A 21254-nucleotide genomic window follows, 5' to 3' on the forward strand; every position below is an offset into this window, starting at 1 on the left:
GATCCGGTCGGCAACAAGACCCAGCAGAGCTACGATGCGGTGAGTCGGCTCACGGTGTCCCGTCCGCGTGTCCGCGATGGGGGGACACTGCAAATGGGAAGAGTTTTTTGATGAGTGGGCGAGCGGAATAGGTGTCATGACCAGATTTTTGAGAGCGGAGCGACAGCGCACGACCCCCTGTCTGAACATTTGTTCTGACATATCGGGGATTTTCCTTGTGGCGGACATGGTTCATCCCCGCAGCGACGGTTCGCCGCGCGGACGGCACTCTTTCAGTGCAGGAGACTCCCGGTCGTTACCCTGGGCCATGAATACTCAGCTCAGTGAACTGTTCCCACTGCCGCTCCCACCGTCGCAGCCAGCGACGGCTCTGGCGCGTGGGCGCGAACACATCGACCCCTGCCCAGACTTCGGCGGGCGTGCGCCCGTACAGATGCTGATGCGGCCGGAGGTGGTTATAGACCGTTCGAACCTGCTGCAAGGCTCGATCACACGACGCCGCATCAGTGATCGCATAGTGAACCAACAACTGTTTCAGGGTTCCGATCAGGCGTTCGACACGGCCGTTCTGCCACGGGCAGCCCGGCTCGCTGTGTTGCAGGCGAATACCCACACACGTCAGCGCCAGACGAAGAGCCCGCGACGTAAACACCGCCTCGTTATCCGTGCGCAGCACGCGCGGGCAGCCATACTGACGACAGGCGGTGACGAGATGGTGCCAGATCGTCCACGACGACTTGTCCGTCAGGCGCTGGACACACAAGCCGGCGCGGCTGGCATGATCCACGATCGCCAACGCCAGATGTTGTCGGCCATAGGTATCGGTTGTGGTCAGCAGGTCCATCCCCCAGATCAGATTGCGCGGCACGCGATGCTTCAGTGTTCGGCGCCGATGCAGGATAGTGTACTGCTGGCGTCGAATGGTGTCGGCGACGTAGGTTTTGCCGACGGTCATCTGCCGACGGACCGCGAAGCGCCGGTTGAAGGTGTGCATGATCGTGCGGCAGCCCGCATGGGGCATGAGGGCTTTGAGCCGAACGATCTCGTCTCGCACCCAACGCGGTTTGGGTGGCGCCTGCGGCCGGCGGCTTGGGCCGCTGGTGCGGGGACTGGACCAGGAGGTCCGTGGTCGAGGCTGTATCCATCGACGCAGCCAGTGCCACAGCCCACTACACCATCGAACGAACCAGCGCAGCCCCTGCAACAGCATAGTCCTCCCATGATCTTTTGGATAACCGAATGGATGGCAACGTGATGACGATGCTTCTCGCACAGTGGCTTCGGTGTTTCCTCATCATGGCGCTCGGCCTCACACTGCTGCAGCCAGTGCCGACGATCGCCGACCAGGCGCACTACATCTACGACGACCTGGGCCGCCTCTCGCAGGTGATCGACGGGCAGGGGAATGTCGCGACGTATACATATGATGCCGTTGGGGTTGATCCCGATTGACCCTCCGGCGGCGGCATGCTAAAAACACACCAGTCGTGAAGCGTAACTGTGTGCCCGGATGGCGGAACTGGCAGACGCGCCGGACTCAAAATCCGGTTCTCGCAAGAGAGTGGGAGTTCGACCCTCCCTCTGGGCACCACACAATATGTCAGCTTTATGTGTGTGGCGATGTTCTCGATTTCTCCGAATAGATGGCAACGGGCTGTCGGTCTAGGTTGTTGTAATTCTTATAAGATTGTGATAGGGACAACGATAAGATCCTCAGATCTCTGGACATGAAAAAAGGCACGTACTGAATTTGGCCGGATTCTTCACAATGGTGTATTCCTTCACTTCTATTAAGGAGGCAGCACATGCGTAACGTGTTGGCACTGGGAGCCGCGATCCTGTGCATCGGCTCTATGAATGTTGCAGTGGCCCAAGAACGTCTGCAGCAGTCTGGTGGCTCGGCCATGGGGGTCGGAGCTGGGGTCGGTGACGTGTCTGGAAATGCAAACCGTGTTCAGGCTTTCGATCGGAATGCTTTCCTTGATCGGCTTTCCCAGCCGGAGACCGTGATGGGGCGTATCTTCGCGCTTGATTTGCCGCAGCACCGACTCATGATTGAAACGGGTGGGGCTGGCCGTATGCAAGACGAAGGTCAGGAAGGCAAGGCAGGCTATGGTGCGCGGACGGTCATGACACTGCATCTGACTGATCGATCGAACATGCAAGCCATTCGCGAGCTCAACGTCGGAGACGAAGTGACCGTGCAGGTCAGGGAAGAAACGACTGAACAGCAGCCGTTCGGAACTGGAAGAAAATTGGTGTTGGAGGCTTCCGTGACCAATGTCGTCGCTACGAGAAAGGGGTTCGGCGGACTGGGACAGCGGCCTGACCCGGCCAATGACCGCGCGATCGTGATGAATGGCGGTGGGGTGACCGGTGGTGTGCCAGGTGCAGTCCTTCCAGGAAAAATCACTGGGACCATTGATACGACCGTTGGTGAATTTACCGGTGCAGCGCCTTGCTGGAATTGTGAGCCGCAACCGGGATGGGGATATCAGACGCAGAACAAGTCCGATTATGGGACTGACGCCTCAAAGCCAAATCTGGTTAAGGGGATGGAGTGAGTTGATTCGGCGAGCCGAACGTTGCTTGGTGAAAGGGGCAGCGATCGCTGCCCCTTTTTTTTATGTGGGCTGTGGCCTGATATGCAGTGTCTCATCATTCTTGGTAGGGTCATGACACAAACTTCTGTTGCGTTGGGCAAATGGACACGATGAACGAGCATCAGAATGAGTCGGATACACCGGTGTCCGAACTTGATCTTCGCGGCGTGATTTGTCCCTATAACTTCGTGAAGACGAAACTCAAGCTGGAGACACTGGAGCAGGGGCAGGTGCTGTCGGTGCTTCTCGATGATGGAGATCCCATCCGCAATGTTCCTCGTAGCGTCCAGAATGAAGGCCATACGGTCTTGTCGCAGGAGCGAGTCGACCAGGCCTATCGGGTCTTGATCCGTCGAGAGGAGAGCGATTGAGCACGGCGCATGTCTTGATCGTCTGATTCTGTCCCATCTTTCCCTGCAAGAACGAGTGTCACGTCCCGTCCCCGAGTCGAGCCGAGTTTCTTACTGACCTCACCAGCCGTTCCACGAATGAAGTGCTCATTCGGCTTCGTTAAATCGTACGCCACAACTACAGTGCATTGAGGAGCGATATCACCAAGGGTCTTCAGTATGTGCGCGACCACTGTCTCAGTGCAGAAGGCCACGGTTGGACCATTTCTCTTCTGGGAGTCCAGAAGGCGTTGGGTGATACGTGAGGAGGCGCTCGGCAGATGTCCAAGAAAATAGAAGGAGTCGCAGGGAAGTCCTGCGGCAGTCAGGGCTGCGATAATCGCAGAAGGACCGGGGACTGGAACTACCGGGATGCCATGCGTATGGGCAGCGGCTACGAGAAGGTGGCCAGGGTCGGAGACGAGAGGGGAGCCACAATCCGATACGAGTGCAACATGACTGCCTTGCTGTAACCGTTGCAAAAGAACCGCTGCTTTTTCTTGGAGATTTCTGGGCCCGTAGCTCGTCACGGTGGCCTGAATGCTATGATGCATCAGGAGTTGTTGCGTCACTTTTGGATCTTCGGACGCGATTAGGTCTACCGTGCTGAGGATCCGAAGGGCGCGCACGGTCACGTCGTCGGGATGCCCAATGGGGACTGCGACCACGTAAAGCGTTCCGCTCCGATGTGACCGGCTGACCGAAGTCATTGCCGCGCCGGCGTTTTGTTGACTCTGTTTGGTCGGCATCGATATAATTCCATGCTTATCTTGTCGAGGCTCGGTCTCTAGTCACTGCAGGGGTATTCCCGATGGCAGCCGTTTGTTTCATGGTCACCATGGTCCTGTACTTCGTGGCCACGATGTCGTTTCTCGCCTATTTACTCCGACGCTCCGAAGCCTTGTCAAATGTGTCATTAGCGATTACGGCGGTCGGCTTCATCTCCCACACCGTTGGCCTCGTTATCAGAATGGTTGAGGTCTCATCGACAGTGCCGCCCAGCTTTTCGGACGCCCTTTCGTTTTTCTCCTGGATGATCATTCTTGTATTTGTGCTGGTCGAGTTTCGCCATCGGATTCATGTACTTGGGTCCTTCATGGTGCCCTTAGCCCTGGTCTCCTTGGTCTCGTCCGCAGCCCTTCCGGAAACGGTCCCCACGCTTCAGCCTGTGTTCAAGACCTTGTGGTTTCATGTCACGCTCAGCATGTTGGGAACAGTGGGGTTTACCGTCGCCTTCGTGGCAGGAGTGATGTACTTGATTCAGGATCGGCTCCTCAAGTCGAAACAGTTCAATGTTCTCTACAGCAAATTGCCGGCGCTCGACTTTCTCGATCATCTCAATCAGCAATCCATTGTCTTGGGGTTCCCCTTGCTGACCTTGGGAATCGTCACGGGAGCCATCTCGGCCGAGTTTGCGCGTGGATCCTATGTGAGTTGGAACCCTGAGCAAATCTGGGCACTTGTCACCTGGGTCTTCTATTTCGTCGTGTTGCTTGGACGGCTGACCGTCGGGTGGAGGGCGAAGCGCGCAGCGTATCTGACGGTCATCGGGTTCGCGTGCGTCATTCTCACATTAGTCGGTGTGGTGCTGAAAGAAACCTAAGGCCTGGTCAATTTATGTGGTTGTTGGTCACATGCATCTGATCGTCGTAGGGTTGAGTCATAAGACGGCTCCGGTCGAGATTCGAGAGAGACTGGCGGTTCCCGAAAGCCGTCTTGGCGAGGCGCTCACTCGTCTCTGTTCGTACTCTGGGGTCAAGGAAGGCATCCTGCTCTCGACCTGTAATCGAGTGGAGGTCTACTCCGTTGTCGATGACGTCGAAACCGGCTATGGACGTATTCAGGAGTTTCTTGCCGACACCCATCTGTCGTTGTCTTCCGAGCAGTTGACCCCTCACCTCTATTGGCATACCGGCGATCGAGCGATCGGTCACTTGTTCAGAGTCGCTGCCAGCCTCGATTCGATGATTATCGGGGAATCTCAAATCCTGGGACAACTCAAGGGTGCGTATGAAGTCGCGCTGGCCCATAAAACGACCGGTGTGATCATGAACAAGGTCGTGAAGAAGGCCATCTCGGTGGCCAAGCGGGTGCGGACCGAAACGAAAATTGCAGAAATGGCGGTCTCGGTCAGCTATGCCGCTGTCGAGTTGGCGAAGAAGATCTTTTCGGATCTTCACGAGAAGACGGTGTTGTTGGTCGGTGCCGGTGAAATGGCGAAACTGGCCGCGCGCCATTTGATTGCTCACGGTGTGAAGCATGTGCGCATTACGACAAGGACTCCACAACATGCGGTCGATCTTGCCGCGAAATTCGGCGGGACGGCCGTTCCATTCGATCAGTTCAAGGATGACATGGCTTCGGCGGATATCGTGCTGGTCTCGACGGGTGCGGCCCATTATCTTGTCGGCGCGGAGGATGTGCATCGTGCGGTCGAAGAGCGCATGAACCGTCCGATGTTCTTGATCGATATTTCAGTTCCTCGGAATATTGACCCAGCCGTTCGCCACGTCGACAATGCGTTTCTCTTCGATATTGATGATCTCACACAGCGGGTTGAACAAAACCGAGCCGGGCGCGTGCAGGAGGCCGAGAAGGCCGAGCGGATGGTTGTGGAAGAAGTGACCACCATGCTGGATTGGATGAAATCCTTGGAGGTCACTCCGACGATCGTCGCGCTCAGGAGCCACGTCGACGACCTGAAGCGGGCGGAGGTCGACAAGGTGCTTGCGCGATTGCCGCATCTGTCTCCTCAAGACCGTGAACTGGTTGAAGGCCTCGCCTCCTCGATTGCCAATAAATTGATTCATCGCACGATGGTCACCCTCAAGGCCGAAGTCAATTCTTCGAGTGGTCCGGCGTTCGTCGAAGCGGCCCGGCGATTTTTCTCTCTCGACCAACCGGCTGCGCCTGTTCAACAGATCGAGCCTTCTAGAGAGTCGCTGCGGTATCATCCTGAGAGCGCTGCAGAGTCGGGTGCCGAGGATCCGGTTTCAGAAACAGCAGTCCGTAAACGAGCCCGCTGATCGACGGGTAACGAAAAGAGTGTCATCGTGTCGATACCGAACGGCCAACGCGCAACCTTGGTTCTGGGAACGAGAGGAAGCAAGTTGGCGCTGTGCCAAAGTGAATGGTTTCAGTCCAAGGTTCAGGACGTGGTGCCCGAGGTTCGGGTTGTGCTCAAGAAAATTCAGACGTCCGGCGACAAGATCGTCGACGTGCCATTGGCAAAAATCGGGGGGAAAGGTCTGTTCGTCAAGGAAATTGAGGACGCCTTGCTCGCTGGTGAGGTCGATTTTGCGGTTCACAGTATGAAGGATGTTCCGGCGCAATTGCCCGAAGGTCTCGACATCCTCTGTGTGCCTCCACGTGAGGATGCACGTGATGCATTGATCAGCCGAGAAGGGCATTCATTCAGCACGCTCCCCTTAGGGGCGACGGTCGGGACTGCGAGCCTTCGACGCCAGGCACAACTGTTACAAGCCAGGCCCGATCTAAAGATCGCGATGCTGCGCGGGAATCTGGATACGCGATTAAAGAAACTCAAAGAGGGCCAGTTCGATGCCATCGTCTTGGCCGCTGCTGGTCTGCATCGGTTAGGGTGGTCTCAGGCCATCACGGAATATCTTTCTCCTATCCTCAGTCTGCCTGCAATCGGACAAGGAGCCCTTGGGATCGAAGGTCGGACGAGCGATGCCTTCGTGCGTTCCGTCTTATCTCGGCTCAATCATCAGGCCACCCATACGACTGTGACCGCAGAGCGAGCCTTCCTGTGTCGCCTAGAAGGAGGCTGTCAGGTGCCCATCGCAGCCCACGCAACCCTGTCCGGAGAGCAGTTGGTCTTGGATGGTCTTGTCGCCACGGTCGATGGGAAGACCGTTCTTCGCGACCAGATTGAGGGGACAGCTCAGCAGGCGCACGCTCTCGGTGTCCAATTGGCGGAACGATTACTGACTCGTGGAGGGGACAAGATTCTCCGGGAGATTTACGGATCAGCGTGAACATGGTACGACGAAACAAGAAGGGCAAGGTCTATTTAGTCGGAGCTGGTCCGGGAGATCCTGGTCTGTTGACCCTTCGAGGAAAAGAGTGTCTTGAGCAGGCTGACGTGGTCCTCTACGATTATCTGGCTAACCCCGCTCTCCTTGCCCATGCCCGAGAAGAAGCCGAGCGGGTGTATGTCGGACGGAGAGGCAAAGGGAAATACCCTGAGCAGGATGCGATCAATCGTCTGCTGATTGAACGAGCCAGCGCAGGCAGCGTGGTTGTGAGGTTGAAGGGAGGCGATCCGTTTGTCTTTGGGCGGGGAGGAGAGGAGGCGGAAGCGCTCGCGTCGGCCAAGATCGAATTCGAAATCGTTCCTGGGGTGACTGCTGCGGTTGCCGCCCCTGCCTATGCCGGTATTCCGGTGACTCATCGAACGTTGGCGTCTACGCTGACGATTGTGACCGGACATGAAGATCCAGAAAAGCCTTCGACGGCCCTGGATTGGTCGAGGCTGGCGACGAGCCAAGGGACGGTTGTCTTTCTCATGGGCATGAAAAATCTTTCGATGATCGCCGCGACCTTGTTAGCCGAAGGGCGAGCGGGGTCTACGCCCGTGGCGATCATTCGGTGGGGAACGAGAGCCTCCCAGCAGACCGTTGTCGGAACATTGGCTGATATTGTGGAGAAGGCCGAAGCTGAAAAAATGGAGCCGCCAACCGTCATTGTCGTAGGGGAGGTCGTTCGACTTCGGTCGAAGCTCAACTGGTTCGAGCAGCGCCCGCTCTTTGGCATACGTGTGCTCATGACGCGCGCGAAAGAACAGGCTGGTGAGTTGGCTACCCGCTTGGCCAGCTATGGTGCTGAACCGGTCGAGGCTCCGACGATTACGATCGTTCCCCCTCCAGACTGGGCGCCTGTGGACCACGCGATTTCCGAGATTAGGACGTACGATTGGATTATTTTTACCAGCGTCAATGGCGTGAGCCGTTTCATGACCAGGCTTTTCGCTCGTGGGCACGACTCACGCTGCTTAGCCGGACGGCAGCTATGCTGTATTGGGCCACGCACGGCTCAGGAGTTGGAAAAGTTTGGAGTCAAAGCGGATGTGGTTCCTGCAGAATATCAGGCAGAAGGAGTGTTAGCCGCACTGAGTCGGCAGGATGTAAAAAACACCCGTATCCTAATCCCTCGGGCCGAAGTGGCCAGAGAGCTCTTGCCGGACGAACTTCGTGCGGCCGGGGCACAGGTTGATGTCATACCCGTGTACCGAACGCTCACACCAGGCCAGGATTCCGTGGGGTGGCGGCAGGAGCTCATGGATCATCGGATTCATGTCGTCACGTTTACGAGCTCTTCCACAGTCCGCAACTTTGTTACGATGCTCGGGGGTGCGGAAGCGGTGAAGCCGCTCGTGCAATCCGTCATGATCGCGTGCATCGGACCCATTACAGCCAAGACCGCAGAGGAATATGGTTTGACGGTCTCGATCATGCCCGATGAGAATACGATTCCTGCACTGGTGGATGCAATCGCCCACCATTATGAAAGCCGTGAGCAGGTTGCCACGGGAACGCTGCAGTAATGAGCGCACACACCATGTGCGATGGCCTTATACACGAAGGGAGAGCGAGATGGTTCCTGTTAAGTCGTTCATGATTCCTCGAGAAAAGTTCGTGACGGTGCCTCGTGATACCGATACACAAACGGCTGCCCGCATCATGCGTGACCGTGGGATCGGCAGTCTGTTCGTGACCAACGACCGTGAGATCATCGGCATCATCACGGACACGGACATGATGCGCCGGGTGGTGGCGGCCGGGACAGATGCCACGAAGACCACGGTCGAGCAAATTATGTCCGCGCCGATCATGACGATCGAGGAGAACAAGACAATCTTGGATGCCAATGATCTCATGGCGAAATCCCATCTTCGTCATTTAGGGGTGACACGCGAGGGCGTGCTGGTCGGGCTCATCTCTGTTCGCGACCTGGTCGTATTCTTGACGAACCTTCCACGAAAGTAAGGTAGATCATGGGGTTTCCGATCCAGCGCCTCCGACGTCTGCGGCAACATGAATCGTTGCGTCGAATGGTACGTGAAACGACGCTGTCTCCGTCAGATTTTATCTATCCGCTGTTTGTGGTCGAGGGACAGGGGCGCCGTGAAGAGATTGCATCGATGCCCGGCCAATTTCGGCTCTCCATCGATGTGTTGGTCAAAGAAGCGGGAGAGATTCTGGCCTTAGGGATTCCGGCCATCATTCTTTTCGGCATTCCAGCGCGCAAAGATGAGCGTGGTAGTTCCGGATGGGACCCAAACGGGATTGTGCAGCGGGCGATCAGAGCCGTCAAACAACAGGTGCCGGGATTGCTTGTGATCACAGATGTCTGTATCGACGAGTATACCGACCATGGACATTGCGGAATCGTCAAAGATGGAAAAGTTCTCAATGATGAGACGCTCGAATGCCTCACGGTGATGGCCCGCACCCATGCTGAGGCTGGAGCCGATATGGTTGCGCCGTCGGATATGATGGATGGTCGTGTTGCGGCGATCCGACGCGAACTAGATCGCTCCGGGTTCTCTGAGCTGCCGATTCTGGCCTATGCGGCCAAGTTTTCCTCTTGTTTCTATGCCCCGTTTCGCGACGCGGCGTTTTCCAGTCCTCAATTTGGTGACCGACAGTCCTATCAGATGGACCCGGCGAATGCGCGCGAAGCGCTTCGCGAGATCGATCTCGATGTCGAAGAAGGTGCCGATATCGTCATGGTCAAACCGGCGTTACCGTACCTGGACATCATTGCGCTGGCCCGCGCTCGTACACTCCTCCCTCTCGCTGCGTATCAGGTGAGCGGTGAGTACAGTATGATTAAGGCGGCAGCAAGGGCGGGGTGGCTTGATGAGTCACGTGCCATGATGGAATCGCTGTTGGCAATCAAACGGGCAGGAGCCGATCTGATCTTGTCGTACTTTGCTAAAGACGCTGTCAAGCTGCTTCGTTGACCGACGATGAACGTGACCCGCGGATATTCGGATGAGGTCGTGCGGCCGTATCCAGTGGGGACCATCGGGAATTTCGATGGGCATCATCTCGGGCATCATGCGCTCTTGAAACAAGTGGTCGAGACGGCTCGCGCTGCTCGGGGAACTGCCGTCGTCTTGACGTTCGATCCTCACCCGGTGAAAATTCTTGCGCCTCACGTTGATCTGCGGTTCCTGACGAGTGCGGACGAAAAACGTGCTCGTTTCGAACAAGCGGGAATCGATGAAGTGGTCTCCCTGGAGTTCACGCAAGCCTTTGCTGCCTTCTCTCCGGAGATATTCGCCGAGCAGGTTCTTTCCAAGGGACTTGGGCTGAAAGAGGTGTTTGTTGGACAACATTTTGCCTTTGGCCACAAGCGAGTAGGGAAGATCGATGATTTGATTGCGCTCGGCAAGCAATTCGGTTTTGTTGTCCATCCGACTCCTCCGGTGATGATCGATGGAGGAGTGGTCAGCTCGACGAGAATCAGGCAGCTGATCAACGCCGGACAGGTTGATCAAGCGGCAGTGTTACTTGGCCGACACTATGCGCTGAGCGGAGTTGTCGCTCCGGGCGAGGGGAGAGGGCGAAGGCTTGGATGTGCGACTGCGAACCTTCGACTGCCTCCAGGCCGTGTGGCTCCGGCTGACGGGATTTATGCTTCCGTCACGATCCTGAATCAGGAACGGTATGATTCCATCGCCTATATCGGTACGAGACCCACCTTTGATGGTGGTGAGCGGGGATTGGAGGTTTCCATTCTGGATGGGACTCACGAGCTGTATGGACGCACGCTCTCGGTTGAGTTTATCAGTCGTATCCGAGGCGACGCACAGTTTAATAGTGGAGAAGCGTTGAGCCGACAGATCGCCTCCGACGTGGATTCTGCGAGGGGCATCCTCCGTCGATATCATGAAACAATCGGAAAGCGATAAATCCCTGAACCTGGTCTTGAGCAGATCTATCAATACAATGGCCTGGCCTCCGCTCGTGCATCGGGTGGTTCGAACGATTCGGTCCAGAAGCCTTTTCCAACACGGGCAGCATATAGTGGTCGCTATCTCGGGTGGCCCGGACTCCGTCGCATTGTTATCGATCCTCTCTCATCTCCGGTCAAGTTGGGTGCTGACCTTGTCAGCCGTCCATTGTAACTATGGATTGCGAGGGGCTGAGTCTGAGGGGGACCAACAATTTGTAGAGGCGTTTTGCCAAGAGCTCGGAGTTTCTCTCCATGTTCGACGGGTTGGATTACAGACCGAAGGGCGCAGGGTATCCGTGCAGGCTATGGCCCGTGACATCCGCTATCGGGTGATGCAGGAGGTTGCTGAGCAATGTGGTGCCGATCGCATTGCCGTGGGCCATACGGCAAACGACCAGGCGGAGACCGTTGTGCTCTGGATGCTTCGTGGTGCGGGACTGACTGGGTTGTCCGGCATGCCAGCGTTCCGGGATGACAATGTGATTCGGCCTTTGTATGAGACGACGCGGCAGGAGATTCTGGCGTATCTTTGCAAGGCGGGCGTGTCGTTTCGTGAGGACTCCAGCAATGTCAAACCGCAGTACCTGCGGAACCGAGTGAGGAGGGAGGTCATTCCTGTTCTGACTCAGCTGGTCCCATCGAGCGTCAATGCGCTCTGTAGGCTCGCAGAGATCTGCAGGGAAGACGATCGCTATTTGGATCAACAGATTACCGCCCTCTCCTCGTCTGCTATGGAACGAGCATCCGACGGAGGCTGGACGATCGATCGGGTGTCTCTTCTTGAACTTCCAGTATCTCTTCAACGGCGTTGTGTCCGAAACCTCTTTCGGCAGACTGATGACCAATTTCGCTCCCCCAGTCTTCGAATGGTTGATCGCATCATTCGCCTGGCCTCAAAGAGGGAAGCTGGTTCAAGTCTCGATGTGAAGGGGGGGCACGTTGTTGTCAGTGATCGCCATCTACGATTTGTTCCGCTTCAAGCACGAGCGATCTCCCATGTTGGACAACCGCACGGCAGCTGTCAGGAATTCTTATCTGTGCCTGGAGAGCTTCTATGGTCTGGAACGGGTCAACGACTTCAGGTACAGCAGCAGGCAGGTAGCCAGCTGTGTACTCCTCTCGGAAAAGATCGGATTCTGGTGGATGCCGATCAGGTGTCTTTGCCACTGATGGTACGGAATTGGTTGCCGGGAGATCGATTTCATCCCTCTGGCATGGGAGGACAGTCAAAGAAGCTCCAGGATTTTTTTATGGATCTGAAGATACCGATTGCAGTCCGATCGCGTATTCCTCTGGTGGTGGCTCCCGAGGGAATCCTGTGGGTCGTTGGCTATCGACAGGATGAACGCTGGGCGTCCACCACTACTACGAAACGCTGTCTGGTCTTCACGTGCGAAGATCTAGCATGAACGGAAGGAACTGAGTCAGATGGAACGTATGTTTGGACGTCCGATCGTGACCCAAGAGCAGATGCGAAGCCGCATCCGTGAGTTGGGCCGACAGATCAGTGCTGACTATGCTGGCAAGGATCTTGTGCTTGTCGGTGTGCTCAAGGGGGCTTATGCGTTTTTTGCTGATTTGGCACGCGCGATTCGAATTCCAGTGCGGGTCGATTTCATCATCGTGACGAGCTACGGAACGCAAACGAAGACGTCCGGGAAGGTCAAGCTCGTGACCGAGCTGACCGAAAAGATCAAGAATAGAGATGTGCTACTCGTTGAGGATATCGTCGATTCAGGATTGACGATTCAATATCTTACCAAGGCCCTGGCCAAGCAGAAACCGAGAAGCATTAAGGTCTGCACCTTGCTGAGTAAGCCAGAACGCCGCGTTGTTGATGTCCCGTTGCAGTATATTGGGTTCAGAATTCCGGACCAGTACGTCGTGGGATATGGACTTGATTATCAGCAACAGTACCGGAACCTTCCATACCTCGCCGTTCTCGACCAGCGAAACCAGCAAGAGGAGTAGAGTTTTCTCACGAGCTGTTGGCAATTTGCATAAGGCTATGGTAACATCACCACGGTTTCTACATACGTGGCCTCCAATGCTGTTGCGAAGGAGAACTGGATGAATTCCCGGGTCAAGAACCTGCTTTTTTGGGTGGTGGTCGGCTTGTTCATGATTCTCCTGTTCAATCTGTTCAGTGTGCCGACTCACGCGCCTGAAGAAGAAGTGATATTCAGCGATTTTATGGCAAAGCTCGATAAGGGTGATTTTGAAAAAGTCATCATCAAGGGTAATCATATCAGCGGGGTCCTGAAGGACAAAACTCGCATCCGTACCTATTCCGCTGACTATCCTGAGTTTGTGAAGGTCCTTCGTGAGAAAGATGTTCAGATTGAGGTGAAACCACCGGAAGAGAGTCCGTGGTATATCACGTTCCTGGTTACGTGGGGACCATTTATCCTGTTCCTTGGTCTCTGGTTTTTCCTGATGCGTCAGATGCAAATTGGGGGGAACAAGGCTCTGTCATTCGGAAAGAGTCGCGCCCGAATGCTGACGGAAGAACGAAAGAAGATCACATTTTCAGACGTCGCTGGTGTTGATGAGGCAAAAGAGGAAGTTCTCGAAATCATTGAGTTCCTAAAAGATCCTCGTAAATTTCAGAAGCTTGGTGGGCGCATACCGAAGGGTGTGCTGGTCGTCGGCCCTCCAGGAACAGGAAAGACCTTACTTGCGAAGGCAATAGCAGGAGAAGCTGGAGTGCCATTCTTCAGCATTAGCGGATCTGATTTCGTAGAGATGTTTGTAGGTGTCGGAGCTTCGCGGGTCAGGGATTTGTTTGAACAAGGGAAGAAGCATGCCCCCTGCATCATTTTTATAGACGAAATTGATGCGGTTGGTCGTTTACGGGGCGCAGGCCTCGGTGGTGGGCATGATGAACGGGAACAAACGCTCAATCAGTTGCTTGTGGAAATGGATGGCTTCGATACAACCGAGGGAGTCATTTTGGTCGCCGCGACCAATCGTCCTGATGTACTCGATCCGGCCTTGCTGAGACCTGGACGCTTTGACCGGCAGGTGATGGTTAATCGCCCGGACCTCAAAGGCCGGTCAGAAATCTTGAAGGTCCATACGAAGAAAGTTCCTGTCGCTACGAATGTCGAATTAGAAAAAATTGCCAGAGGAACTCCTGGATTTTCAGGTGCTGATCTGGAAAACCTCGTGAATGAAGCGGCACTGTGGGCGGCTCGCCAGAACAAGAAGGAAGTCGAAAACATAGACTTCGAGATGGCGAAAGATAAGGTGATGATGGGGGCCGAACGGAAGAGTATGTTTCTTACCGAAGAGGAAAAGAGGATTACTGCCTACCATGAAGCCGGCCACGTATTGATGGCGAAGCTCTTACCAGGGACGGACCCGGTTCATAAGGTGACGATTATTCCAAGAGGTCGCGCTTTGGGCGTGACAATGCAACTGCCGACAGATGATCGGCACAACTACTCGAAGGAATTTCTCTACAATAACTTGGCGATTCTTATGGGTGGACGTGTCGCTGAAGAGCTTGTCTTCAAACATGTCACAACAGGAGCCGGCAATGATCTGGAACGTGCAACGGATCTTGCCCGTAAGATGGTATGCGAGTGGGGTATGAGCGAGAAGTTGGGTCCTTTGACCTTTGGCCAAAAGGAAGATTCAGTGTTTCTTGGGCGAGACTTTGCTACGAAACGGGATGTCAGTGATCAAGTGGCGCTTGAAATCGATCTTGAGATCAAGCGCTTTGTCACGGAAAACTATGAACGTGCGAAACGTGTACTCACTGAACAGATGACGAGTCTGAAGGCTGTAGCGGAGGCACTACTTGAAAAAGAAGTGCTTGACGCACTAGAAATTGATCAGATTCTGTTGCAATCCTCCTCTCAAACAGTTCCAGCCTAAGTATCGTGCCAACGCTTGTTTGCGTTGGCACCGTTGCCCCCGTTGTGCTGTATATATGCTCTGCACTCTGTCTAGTTTCTCCAGAGGAACTGGAATGACGGTTTGCATGCTTCTTTCATTGGTGGAATAGATTGGATCGAGTCTTACCTAAGGCCCTTACGTGGCAACCGTGGTTCTCTGCTAAAGGGCGAGAAATTCATTACAAACGGCGTCCACTTATTATGGGCGTCGTGAATGTCACGACTGATTCTTTCTATGATGGTGGACGCTATGTCGAGTCTGAACGAGCCATTGCCCACGCACTGGAACTTGTCGAGCAGGGTGCGGACATCATCGATCTCGGGGGAGAGTCCACTCGGCCAGGCGCCTGTCCTGTTAGTGAACAGGATGAACTGGCTCATGTTATCCCAGTTGTGAAGGGTCTAGTCCATCGGGTGTCGGTCCCAATCTCGATCGATACGAGCAAGTCGCGAGTCGCTGAAGTCGCCCTGGATTATGGAGCGTCGATCATCAACGACGTGAGCGCACTGCGGCAAGATCCTGCCATGGCGTCGGTCATTGCCCGCTTCGATGCGGCAGTTGTTCTGATGCACATGCAAGGGACTCCGCAAACGATGCAACAATCACCACAGTATTCCGATGTGGTTGGCGAAGTCGTGCGCTTTCTTGAGGGACGTGTGCAAATGGCTCTCCGTGCAGGGATTGCCGGAACGAACATCCTGCTTGATCCAGGCTTTGGTTTTGGTAAGCTGGTGAATCATAACCTTGACCTTCTTGATGGGTTATCTGCTATCGCAGCATTGAACCGTCCCGTATTGGTCGGTCTGTCACGAAAGGCGTTTATTGGGAATGTTGTTGAACGGCCTGTTGAACATCGAGAATGGGGGACTGCAGCGGCGGTGGCACTGGCAGTTGATCGCGGTGCTCACATTCTGCGTGTTCATGATGTTGCCATGATGATTGACGTAGTCAAGATGGCTGCGGCGCTGAATCCACGCTGGTCATCTTACAGACAGGAGCATGATGCGTAAATTATTTGGAACCGATGGTGTCCGAGGGGTCGCCAATCTCGATCCCATGACTAGTGAAATGGCGATGCAGCTCGGACGGGCCGCTGCGCATATTTTCATGCGACGAGCGGGCCGCCATCAGATTGTCATCGGTAAAGACACCCGTATCTCAGGGTATATGCTCGAATCTGCATTGATGGCAGGAATCTGTTCGATGGGGGTGGATGTGCTGCTGGTTGGGCCGATGCCTACGCCGGCGATCGCATTCTTGACTAGAAGCCTACGGGCAGATGCAGGAGTGGTCATTTCGGCCTCGCACAATCCGTATCAAGACAATGGTATTAAGTTTTTCTCAAAGGACGGATTTAAGCTCCCAGATGAAGTCGAAGCGCGTATTGAAGAGCTGATCGTATCAGATGAAATCAGCCATCTTCGTCCGACGGCAGACCTCATCGGGAAAGCCTACCGCATTGATGATGCAGCGGGGCGCTATATTGAATTTGCAAAGCGGTCCTTACCCAAGGACTTGGATTTTCAGGGGATCAAGCTCGTCGTCGATTGTGCAAATGGCGCGGCATACAATGTGGCTCCGATGGTGCTCAGAGAATTAGGCGCCACGATTGAGGTCATTGGCAATAAACCAGACGGGATGAATATCAATGCCAGGTGTGGCGCCGTTCATCCTGAGTTGCTTCAGGAGCAAGTGCTTCGCCACAAAGCCGATCTTGGAATCGCATTGGACGGCGATGCCGATCGAGCCGTCTTTGTCTGCGAGCAAGGAACGGTCATTGATGGCGATCATGTCATGGCGGCCTTAGGCCTGGATCTTCATCAAAGCGGGCTCCTTGTCAAGCAAACCTTGGTGGGAACCGTGATGAGCAACTTTGGGCTGGAGTTGTCGATGTCGAAAGCGGGCATCAAGCTGATTCGGACGCCGGTTGGTGATCGATATCTGCTCGAACGAATGTTGGCGGAGGGCTATAGCTTCGGAGGAGAACAATCAGGACATTTCATCTTTCTCGACCATAATACAACCGGAGACGGCCTCATTTCGGCCCTGCAGATCTTGTCCTTGGTGAAGCGAACCAAGAAGCCGTTATCCGAGTTAGCGAAGGCGATGACGGCCGTACCACAAGTGTTGGTGAATGTGCAGGTCACGAAGAAGCCGAGATTGGAATCGATTCCCGATATTGATTGCGCCATCCAAGCGAGCGAACGTCGCCTGAACGGATGTGGGCGAGTTCTCATCAGATATTCAGGGACAGAGCCACTGTTGCGGATCATGGTGGAAGGAGAACAGTCTACCATGGTTAAGGAAGTGGCTGATGAGCTAGCCAGGGTCGTACGAAAGCATATCGGCTGAGTCTTCCCTCCTCCCCAGTACATGAGGGAAATTCATGCTCCCGTCCCTCGCGGCAGTGTTTGTCCTCGGTCTTTTGTACGGGTCACAGTTCTCCTTTTTCCCGCTCTCCATCATCGCCCTGCTGGCCGGCATCGCCGTTGGATTCAGCCTTCTTGAGCGAGGCGGCCATATCGACTCACGCTTCGCACTGCTCCTGTATTCTTCTCTCCTCTCGGGAGTCGTCTACTGGAGTCTTGCCACTCCGACGTCGGAACCTCGTCCGATGTTACCGCCACTTCATGAGACGGTTCAGGCCTCGGTCAACGGTCGGGTTATCGCTCCAGTCCAACACGGTGTAAGGCGTCAGACGATCTTGGTTCAAACCGATGAGTCTGATTCTCCAGCCAAACGTATACGCCTTGTCTGGCGTGACCCGGGTATCACGCTTCATCACGGTGACCATATTACGTTTCGGGGAAAGCTTCACCGTCCAAGAGGGTCCTTGAATCCTGGCGGATTCGATTATGCTGCCTATGTGGAACGTCAAGGTATCGACCGTATGACCACAGTGACCGGTGCTCAGGCGGTGACGTTGTTAGATACAGAGACCCCAATTGGGTTGTGGCGCGTATGGAGCCGGATCGATCATTGGAGGGCTTCGATACGTGCGGCAGCGCTCAGCACATTGAGCCAACCCACGCGAGGGCTGTTTCTCGGCATGATCATCGGTGAACGAGGCTATCTTGACCCAGAGCTCCAAGATTGGTTCATGGTGACCGGAACAGTTCATTTGCTTTCGATCTCCGGTTCACATCTTGGGCTGGTGGCCATCGTGGCATTTTGGTTGGTGAGAAGACTTGTGCTTGGGCTTCCCGCTGCTCTCTTATTGTCCCTTTCTCGAACCGTCACGCCATCGAAGATTGCCATCCTGTTCGCCTGGCCGACCGTTGCACTCTATGCCTTGCTGGCGGGAGCCGAGTTAGCGACTATGCGGTCACTCGTGATGATTACGTTGGCAATGATCGCCATGTGGTTCGGGCATGAACGCCATCTGGGGCATGCGATGGCGGTGGCTCTGTTGGCGATCCTCTTGCATGATCCCCGTGCCATCTTCGACATTTCCTTTCAACTGTCCTTTGTATCCGTACTCGCAATGGTCAGAATGATCATCATCACACCATCATCATCAGCAAACGCTGATGTGGCAGGGGGCGACAGTCATCTGAGAGGCCGTCTCATGAGCCATGGGCTCCAAATGCTATTGATGAGCGGGGCTGTGACCGTGGCGACGTTGCCATTGGTTATGCTCTATTTCAATCAGGTTCCGTGGATGGGCATCATGACCAATCTGATTGCTGTCCCGTTCACCGGTATTATCTTGGTGCCCGTGGGCCTGTTTGTCGCTCTGTGGGCGATTATGACGGGGGCCGAGTCTTTGATCCTTGGCCCAGTGATGGAGCAGTTGTTCGGATTGCTGGTGCTTGGATTACAGTGGTGTGCTCGCTTCCCAGGAGGGGAATGGCATGTGGCCGCACCGGCAATACCAGCGCTCGCTCTATTTTATGTCGGGTTACTCCTGACAAGCTTTCAGACAATACCGTGGCGCGTCCGAGTTGCAAGCGCTGGGCTGACGATGCTGTTGATCGGTTGGTGGCTGAGTCCATCTGCGTCGCAAGCGGACGGCGATCGGTGGCGTGTCACATTTCTTGATGTTGGACAAGGAGATAGTGCTGTCGCTGAGTTGCCGGATGGTCAGACCGTTTTGATCGACGGCGGCGGGCGATATGAACGATTTGACATGGGGAGGAATGTCGTCGCACCCTTTCTGTGGAGTCGTGGAATTCGTCATCTTGATCATGTCATCGGCACACATCAACAACTCGATCATGTGGGTGGGTTGATTTGGGTGCTTCAGCATCTGTCAGTCGGACAATACTGGGGTGGAGGGATAGAACGTTCCGAACAATTTGTTGAAGATCTCACTGCAGCTCTTCGTGATCAGCGGATCGATCATCACATCGCTGTGCGAGGCCAAGACCTGTTACGGTCCGGTCAGTGCCGACTCAGCATTCTCAATCCGCCTGAAACATCAGTGGTCCGTGAGTCGACTCAGACCCCTACGGGGACACTCTTGAACAATCTGTCTATTGTCTCGCGACTGCAGTGTGGAACCTCCTCCATCCTTTTTGCCGCTGATATTGAAACAGCTGGTTTGAAGCGATTAAACGAGGGAGTATCCCAGCCGGTGACCGTCCTGAAAGTACCCCATCATGGGGCGCGTAGCTCGCTTGATGTAGACTGGATTCAGCAAATTCACCCGCGATATGCAGTGATCTCAGTTGGTGCGGCGAATCCGTATGGACACCCGGTCGAATCGGTACTGCATGCGTATCAAGATCAACACAGTACGGTCTTTCGTACGGATTATGATGGAGCGATTTGGGTCACAGGTCGGCTCTCAACATCCGAGCTCACGGTGGCTCGTATGCGCGACCTTCTCGTGCAACCAGTCGACTTTCCACGTTGCCGTTGGCGTTGTGAGTATCTGAATTGGCGCCGGCTTTTCCTCCAATTCTCATAACGACACACCGTTCTCTTTTATGGTTTCAGTCTTCCCTTCCTCCGAGAGGGCTTCCTTGCAGTACAAGACAGGAAATGAACGACAGCTGGTGGCTCTTTCTGTGGCTGGGATGCTGGGAGCGTCTGGTACAGGTTGTCAGCTGGAGCCATTCAGTTTGCGAAATTGATGTCGAATCTGCTTCTGTTTGGCCTGTGCCCCCATCAAGCTGTCGGAGAAGTGATACGCAGGCAACTTGAATCCACGTTGGACTACGTGGGCCAGAACCATCGCCATCACCGCCCTATGCGGACGGATGGTTCTTCTAGGCCGGCTTGCTTGCCGCAATGAGCACTGTATTGGAAATCAGCGGTCGTGGTCGATAGGGACTTGCACTCCTGCTCCATTCCCGTTACAAGATTCCTCCATGGTGCCAACCGTTGAATGGAAGGATGGAGCTGTTCGGCTGCTCGATCAAAGCCAACTTCCAGGAGTAGTGGAGTTTCTCGACTGTCGGGACTACAAGGCCGTCGCGGACGCGATTCGCACGTTGAAAGTTCGTGGAGCGCCGGCCATCGGCGTGACGGCAGCGATGGGTGTCGCCTTGGGTGCGCAGGCCATTCGTGCGACTGACTACCCAACCTTTGCTCAGGCAGTCCTCACGATCTGTGACGCCTTGGCCGCGACCAGGCCAACGGCAGTCAATCTCTTCTGGGCTCTTGAGCGGATGAGGCGGAAGCTAGAGTCGGCACAAGCTCAGCCGGTCTCGACGATTAAGCAAATCCTTACTTCTGAATCTCAAGCGATACTTGAAGAAGATATTACGCTCTGCAAGACCATGGGGCGCCATGGGGCAGAGCTGATCCGTGATGGACAGACGGTTTTGACGCACTGCAATGCCGGTTCACTCGCGACAGCAGGCTATGGAACGGCACTTGGTGTCATTCGTGCTGCGCATGAACAGGGTAAGAATATCAATGTGATAGCTGATGAAACTCGTCCTGTACTTCAAGGTTCTCGCCTCACAGCATGGGAGCTGATGCAGGATCACATTCCTGTCACATTGATCACCGACAATATGGCTGGCTCACTCATGAGGCAGGGAAAGATTCATCTCTGCGTCGTCGGCGCTGATCGCATTGCAGCGAACGGAGATGTGGCCAATAAGATCGGCACCTATTCGGTAGCAGTCTTGGCGAAGGCGCACAATATTCCGTTCTACGTCGCAGCTCCCTATTCAACCATCGATCTTCAAACGAAGTCCGGTGATCAGATTCCAATTGAGCAGCGAAATCCATCAGAAGTGACGAGCATCCATGGCAGCCACCCCATCGCACCCAAAGGTGTGGCCGTCTATAATCCTGCCTTCGATGTCACACCGGCTGAACTGATCACGGGCATCATCACCGAGCGAGGTGTCTTCAAGCCTAGTGAACTCGCATCACAGTTTCAAACCAAGTAGGTTGCTTTTCCCCGTACGGT

At 54.8% G+C, this 21254-nt stretch carries 19 protein-coding genes and 1 tRNA gene; 18 read left to right on the forward strand and 2 right to left on the reverse strand.

All coding sequences use genetic code 11. The features are described 5' to 3' along the window. Window positions 1-295: 295 nt before the first annotated feature. Window positions 296-1273 (reverse strand): transposase family protein, encoded by a 978-nt coding sequence (locus E8D52_16440; GenBank protein ID TKB65970.1) that lies wholly within the window; start codon window positions 1271-1273, stop codon window positions 296-298. Between E8D52_16440 and E8D52_16445 the strand changes: the two genes are divergently transcribed. From E8D52_16445 to E8D52_16460, 4 genes are all read left to right on the forward strand, one after another. Further along, window positions 1240-1452: a hypothetical protein gene (locus E8D52_16445; protein ID TKB65971.1), complete on the forward strand. Its 213-nt coding sequence runs from the start codon at window positions 1240-1242 to the stop codon at window positions 1450-1452. The two genes, E8D52_16440 and E8D52_16445, sit on opposite strands and share 34 nt — an antisense overlap. A 52-nt stretch (window positions 1453-1504) precedes the next feature. After that, window positions 1505-1591, forward strand: a tRNA-Leu gene (locus E8D52_16450). A gap of 214 nt (window positions 1592-1805) precedes the next feature. Beyond that, window positions 1806-2564 carry a hypothetical protein gene (locus E8D52_16455; GenBank protein TKB65972.1) on the forward strand — a complete coding sequence of 253 codons (759 nt, stop codon included), beginning with the start codon at window positions 1806-1808 and terminating at the stop codon, window positions 2562-2564. 149 nt (window positions 2565-2713) lie between these two features. Continuing rightward, entirely contained in the window at window positions 2714-2974 is a 261-nt protein-coding gene (locus E8D52_16460; protein ID TKB65973.1) for a sulfurtransferase TusA family protein, read from the forward strand. Here the strand turns inward: E8D52_16460 and E8D52_16465 are convergent. Then, complete coding sequence (locus E8D52_16465; protein ID TKB65974.1) at window positions 2938-3741, reverse strand: rRNA small subunit methyltransferase 1; 804 nt, start codon at window positions 3739-3741, stop codon at window positions 2938-2940. The genes E8D52_16460 and E8D52_16465 overlap by 37 nt on opposite strands. Before the next feature lie 62 nt (window positions 3742-3803). On the opposite strand from E8D52_16465, the gene E8D52_16470 reads away from it, so the two are divergent. From E8D52_16470 to mtnA, 14 genes are all read left to right on the forward strand, one after another. After that, window positions 3804-4595: a c-type cytochrome biogenesis protein CcsB gene (locus E8D52_16470; GenBank protein TKB65975.1), complete on the forward strand. Its 792-nt coding sequence runs from the start codon at window positions 3804-3806 to the stop codon at window positions 4593-4595. Between the two features lie 31 nt (window positions 4596-4626). After that, window positions 4627-6018: a glutamyl-tRNA reductase gene (locus E8D52_16475; GenBank protein TKB65976.1), complete on the forward strand. Its 1392-nt coding sequence runs from the start codon at window positions 4627-4629 to the stop codon at window positions 6016-6018. Between the two features lie 33 nt (window positions 6019-6051). After that, a complete protein-coding gene (hemC, locus tag E8D52_16480; protein TKB66371.1) occupies window positions 6052-6993 on the forward strand; it encodes a hydroxymethylbilane synthase in 942 nt (313 codons plus the stop codon). A gap of 2 nt (window positions 6994-6995) precedes the next feature. Next, the gene (gene cobA / locus E8D52_16485) at window positions 6996-8561 is read left to right on the forward strand and encodes a uroporphyrinogen-III C-methyltransferase (GenBank protein TKB65977.1); all 1566 of its coding nucleotides are present in this window, start codon (window positions 6996-6998) and stop codon (window positions 8559-8561) included. Continuing rightward, window positions 8476-9003 carry a CBS domain-containing protein gene (locus tag E8D52_16490; protein ID TKB65978.1) on the forward strand — a complete coding sequence of 176 codons (528 nt, stop codon included), beginning with the start codon at window positions 8476-8478 and terminating at the stop codon, window positions 9001-9003. Before cobA ends, E8D52_16490 begins: the two co-directional genes overlap by 86 nt. Before the next feature lie 8 nt (window positions 9004-9011). Beyond that, window positions 9012-9983 carry a porphobilinogen synthase gene (gene hemB / locus E8D52_16495; protein TKB65979.1) on the forward strand — a complete coding sequence of 324 codons (972 nt, stop codon included), beginning with the start codon at window positions 9012-9014 and terminating at the stop codon, window positions 9981-9983. A 6-nt stretch (window positions 9984-9989) separates the two neighbouring features. Further along, window positions 9990-10937 carry a riboflavin biosynthesis protein RibF gene (ribF, locus tag E8D52_16500; GenBank protein TKB65980.1) on the forward strand — a complete coding sequence of 316 codons (948 nt, stop codon included), beginning with the start codon at window positions 9990-9992 and terminating at the stop codon, window positions 10935-10937. Beyond that, window positions 10915-12390 carry a tRNA lysidine(34) synthetase TilS gene (gene tilS, locus E8D52_16505; protein ID TKB65981.1) on the forward strand — a complete coding sequence of 492 codons (1476 nt, stop codon included), beginning with the start codon at window positions 10915-10917 and terminating at the stop codon, window positions 12388-12390. Before ribF ends, tilS begins: the two co-directional genes overlap by 23 nt. A 19-nt stretch (window positions 12391-12409) precedes the next feature. Further along, window positions 12410-12952, forward strand: a complete 543-nt coding sequence (hpt, locus tag E8D52_16510; protein TKB65982.1) for a hypoxanthine phosphoribosyltransferase — start codon at window positions 12410-12412, stop codon at window positions 12950-12952. Window positions 12953-13051: 99 nt separating this feature from the next. Beyond that, window positions 13052-14863, forward strand: coding sequence for an ATP-dependent metallopeptidase FtsH/Yme1/Tma family protein (locus E8D52_16515; protein TKB65983.1), 1812 nt, complete (start codon window positions 13052-13054; stop codon window positions 14861-14863). A gap of 221 nt (window positions 14864-15084) precedes the next feature. Then, complete coding sequence (folP, locus tag E8D52_16520) at window positions 15085-15894, forward strand: dihydropteroate synthase (protein TKB66372.1); 810 nt, start codon at window positions 15085-15087, stop codon at window positions 15892-15894. Continuing rightward, a complete protein-coding gene (locus tag E8D52_16525) occupies window positions 15887-17236 on the forward strand; it encodes a phosphoglucosamine mutase (GenBank protein ID TKB66373.1) in 1350 nt (449 codons plus the stop codon). The genes folP and E8D52_16525 overlap by 8 nt, the downstream gene beginning before the upstream one ends. Before the next feature lie 34 nt (window positions 17237-17270). Further along, complete coding sequence (locus E8D52_16530; GenBank protein TKB65984.1) at window positions 17271-19796, forward strand: DNA internalization-related competence protein ComEC/Rec2; 2526 nt, start codon at window positions 17271-17273, stop codon at window positions 19794-19796. A gap of 403 nt (window positions 19797-20199) precedes the next feature. After that, on the forward strand, window positions 20200-21234 hold the full coding sequence (gene mtnA / locus E8D52_16535) for an S-methyl-5-thioribose-1-phosphate isomerase (protein TKB65985.1): 1035 nt from the start codon (window positions 20200-20202) through the stop codon (window positions 21232-21234). The last annotated feature ends 20 nt before the right edge of the window (window positions 21235-21254 follow it).

It is taken from the genome of Nitrospira sp. (assembly GCA_005116745.1).
In the GTDB taxonomy this organism is placed as follows: domain Bacteria; phylum Nitrospirota; class Nitrospiria; order Nitrospirales; family Nitrospiraceae; genus Nitrospira_D.

What these genes read in the sequence shown, in the direction of transcription:
- ribF (TKB65980.1), top strand. Translation starts at nt 9,990, where the DNA reads ATGAACGTGACCCGCGGATATTCGGATGAGGTCGTGCGGCCGTATCCA.
- E8D52_16525 (TKB66373.1), top strand. Translation starts at nt 15,887, where the DNA reads ATGCGTAAATTATTTGGAACCGATGGTGTCCGAGGGGTCGCCAATCTC.
- folP (TKB66372.1), top strand. Translation starts at nt 15,085, where the DNA reads ATGGGCGTCGTGAATGTCACGACTGATTCTTTCTATGATGGTGGACGC.
- cobA (TKB65977.1), top strand. Translation starts at nt 6,996, where the DNA reads ATGGTACGACGAAACAAGAAGGGCAAGGTCTATTTAGTCGGAGCTGGT.
- hemB (TKB65979.1), top strand. Translation starts at nt 9,012, where the DNA reads ATGGGGTTTCCGATCCAGCGCCTCCGACGTCTGCGGCAACATGAATCG.
- E8D52_16455 (TKB65972.1), top strand. Translation starts at nt 1,806, where the DNA reads ATGCGTAACGTGTTGGCACTGGGAGCCGCGATCCTGTGCATCGGCTCT.
- mtnA (TKB65985.1), top strand. Translation starts at nt 20,200, where the DNA reads ATGGTGCCAACCGTTGAATGGAAGGATGGAGCTGTTCGGCTGCTCGAT.
- E8D52_16530 (TKB65984.1), top strand. Translation starts at nt 17,271, where the DNA reads ATGCTCCCGTCCCTCGCGGCAGTGTTTGTCCTCGGTCTTTTGTACGGG.
- E8D52_16490 (TKB65978.1), top strand. Translation starts at nt 8,476, where the DNA reads ATGAGAATACGATTCCTGCACTGGTGGATGCAATCGCCCACCATTATG.
- E8D52_16470 (TKB65975.1), top strand. Translation starts at nt 3,804, where the DNA reads ATGGCAGCCGTTTGTTTCATGGTCACCATGGTCCTGTACTTCGTGGCC.
- E8D52_16475 (TKB65976.1), top strand. Translation starts at nt 4,627, where the DNA reads ATGCATCTGATCGTCGTAGGGTTGAGTCATAAGACGGCTCCGGTCGAG.
- tilS (TKB65981.1), top strand. Translation starts at nt 10,915, where the DNA reads ATGAAACAATCGGAAAGCGATAAATCCCTGAACCTGGTCTTGAGCAGA.
- E8D52_16445 (TKB65971.1), top strand. Translation starts at nt 1,240, where the DNA reads ATGGATGGCAACGTGATGACGATGCTTCTCGCACAGTGGCTTCGGTGT.
- E8D52_16460 (TKB65973.1), top strand. Translation starts at nt 2,714, where the DNA reads ATGAACGAGCATCAGAATGAGTCGGATACACCGGTGTCCGAACTTGAT.
- hpt (TKB65982.1), top strand. Translation starts at nt 12,410, where the DNA reads ATGGAACGTATGTTTGGACGTCCGATCGTGACCCAAGAGCAGATGCGA.
- E8D52_16465 (TKB65974.1), bottom strand. Translation starts at nt 3,741, where the DNA reads ATGCCGACCAAACAGAGTCAACAAAACGCCGGCGCGGCAATGACTTCG.
- E8D52_16515 (TKB65983.1), top strand. Translation starts at nt 13,052, where the DNA reads ATGAATTCCCGGGTCAAGAACCTGCTTTTTTGGGTGGTGGTCGGCTTG.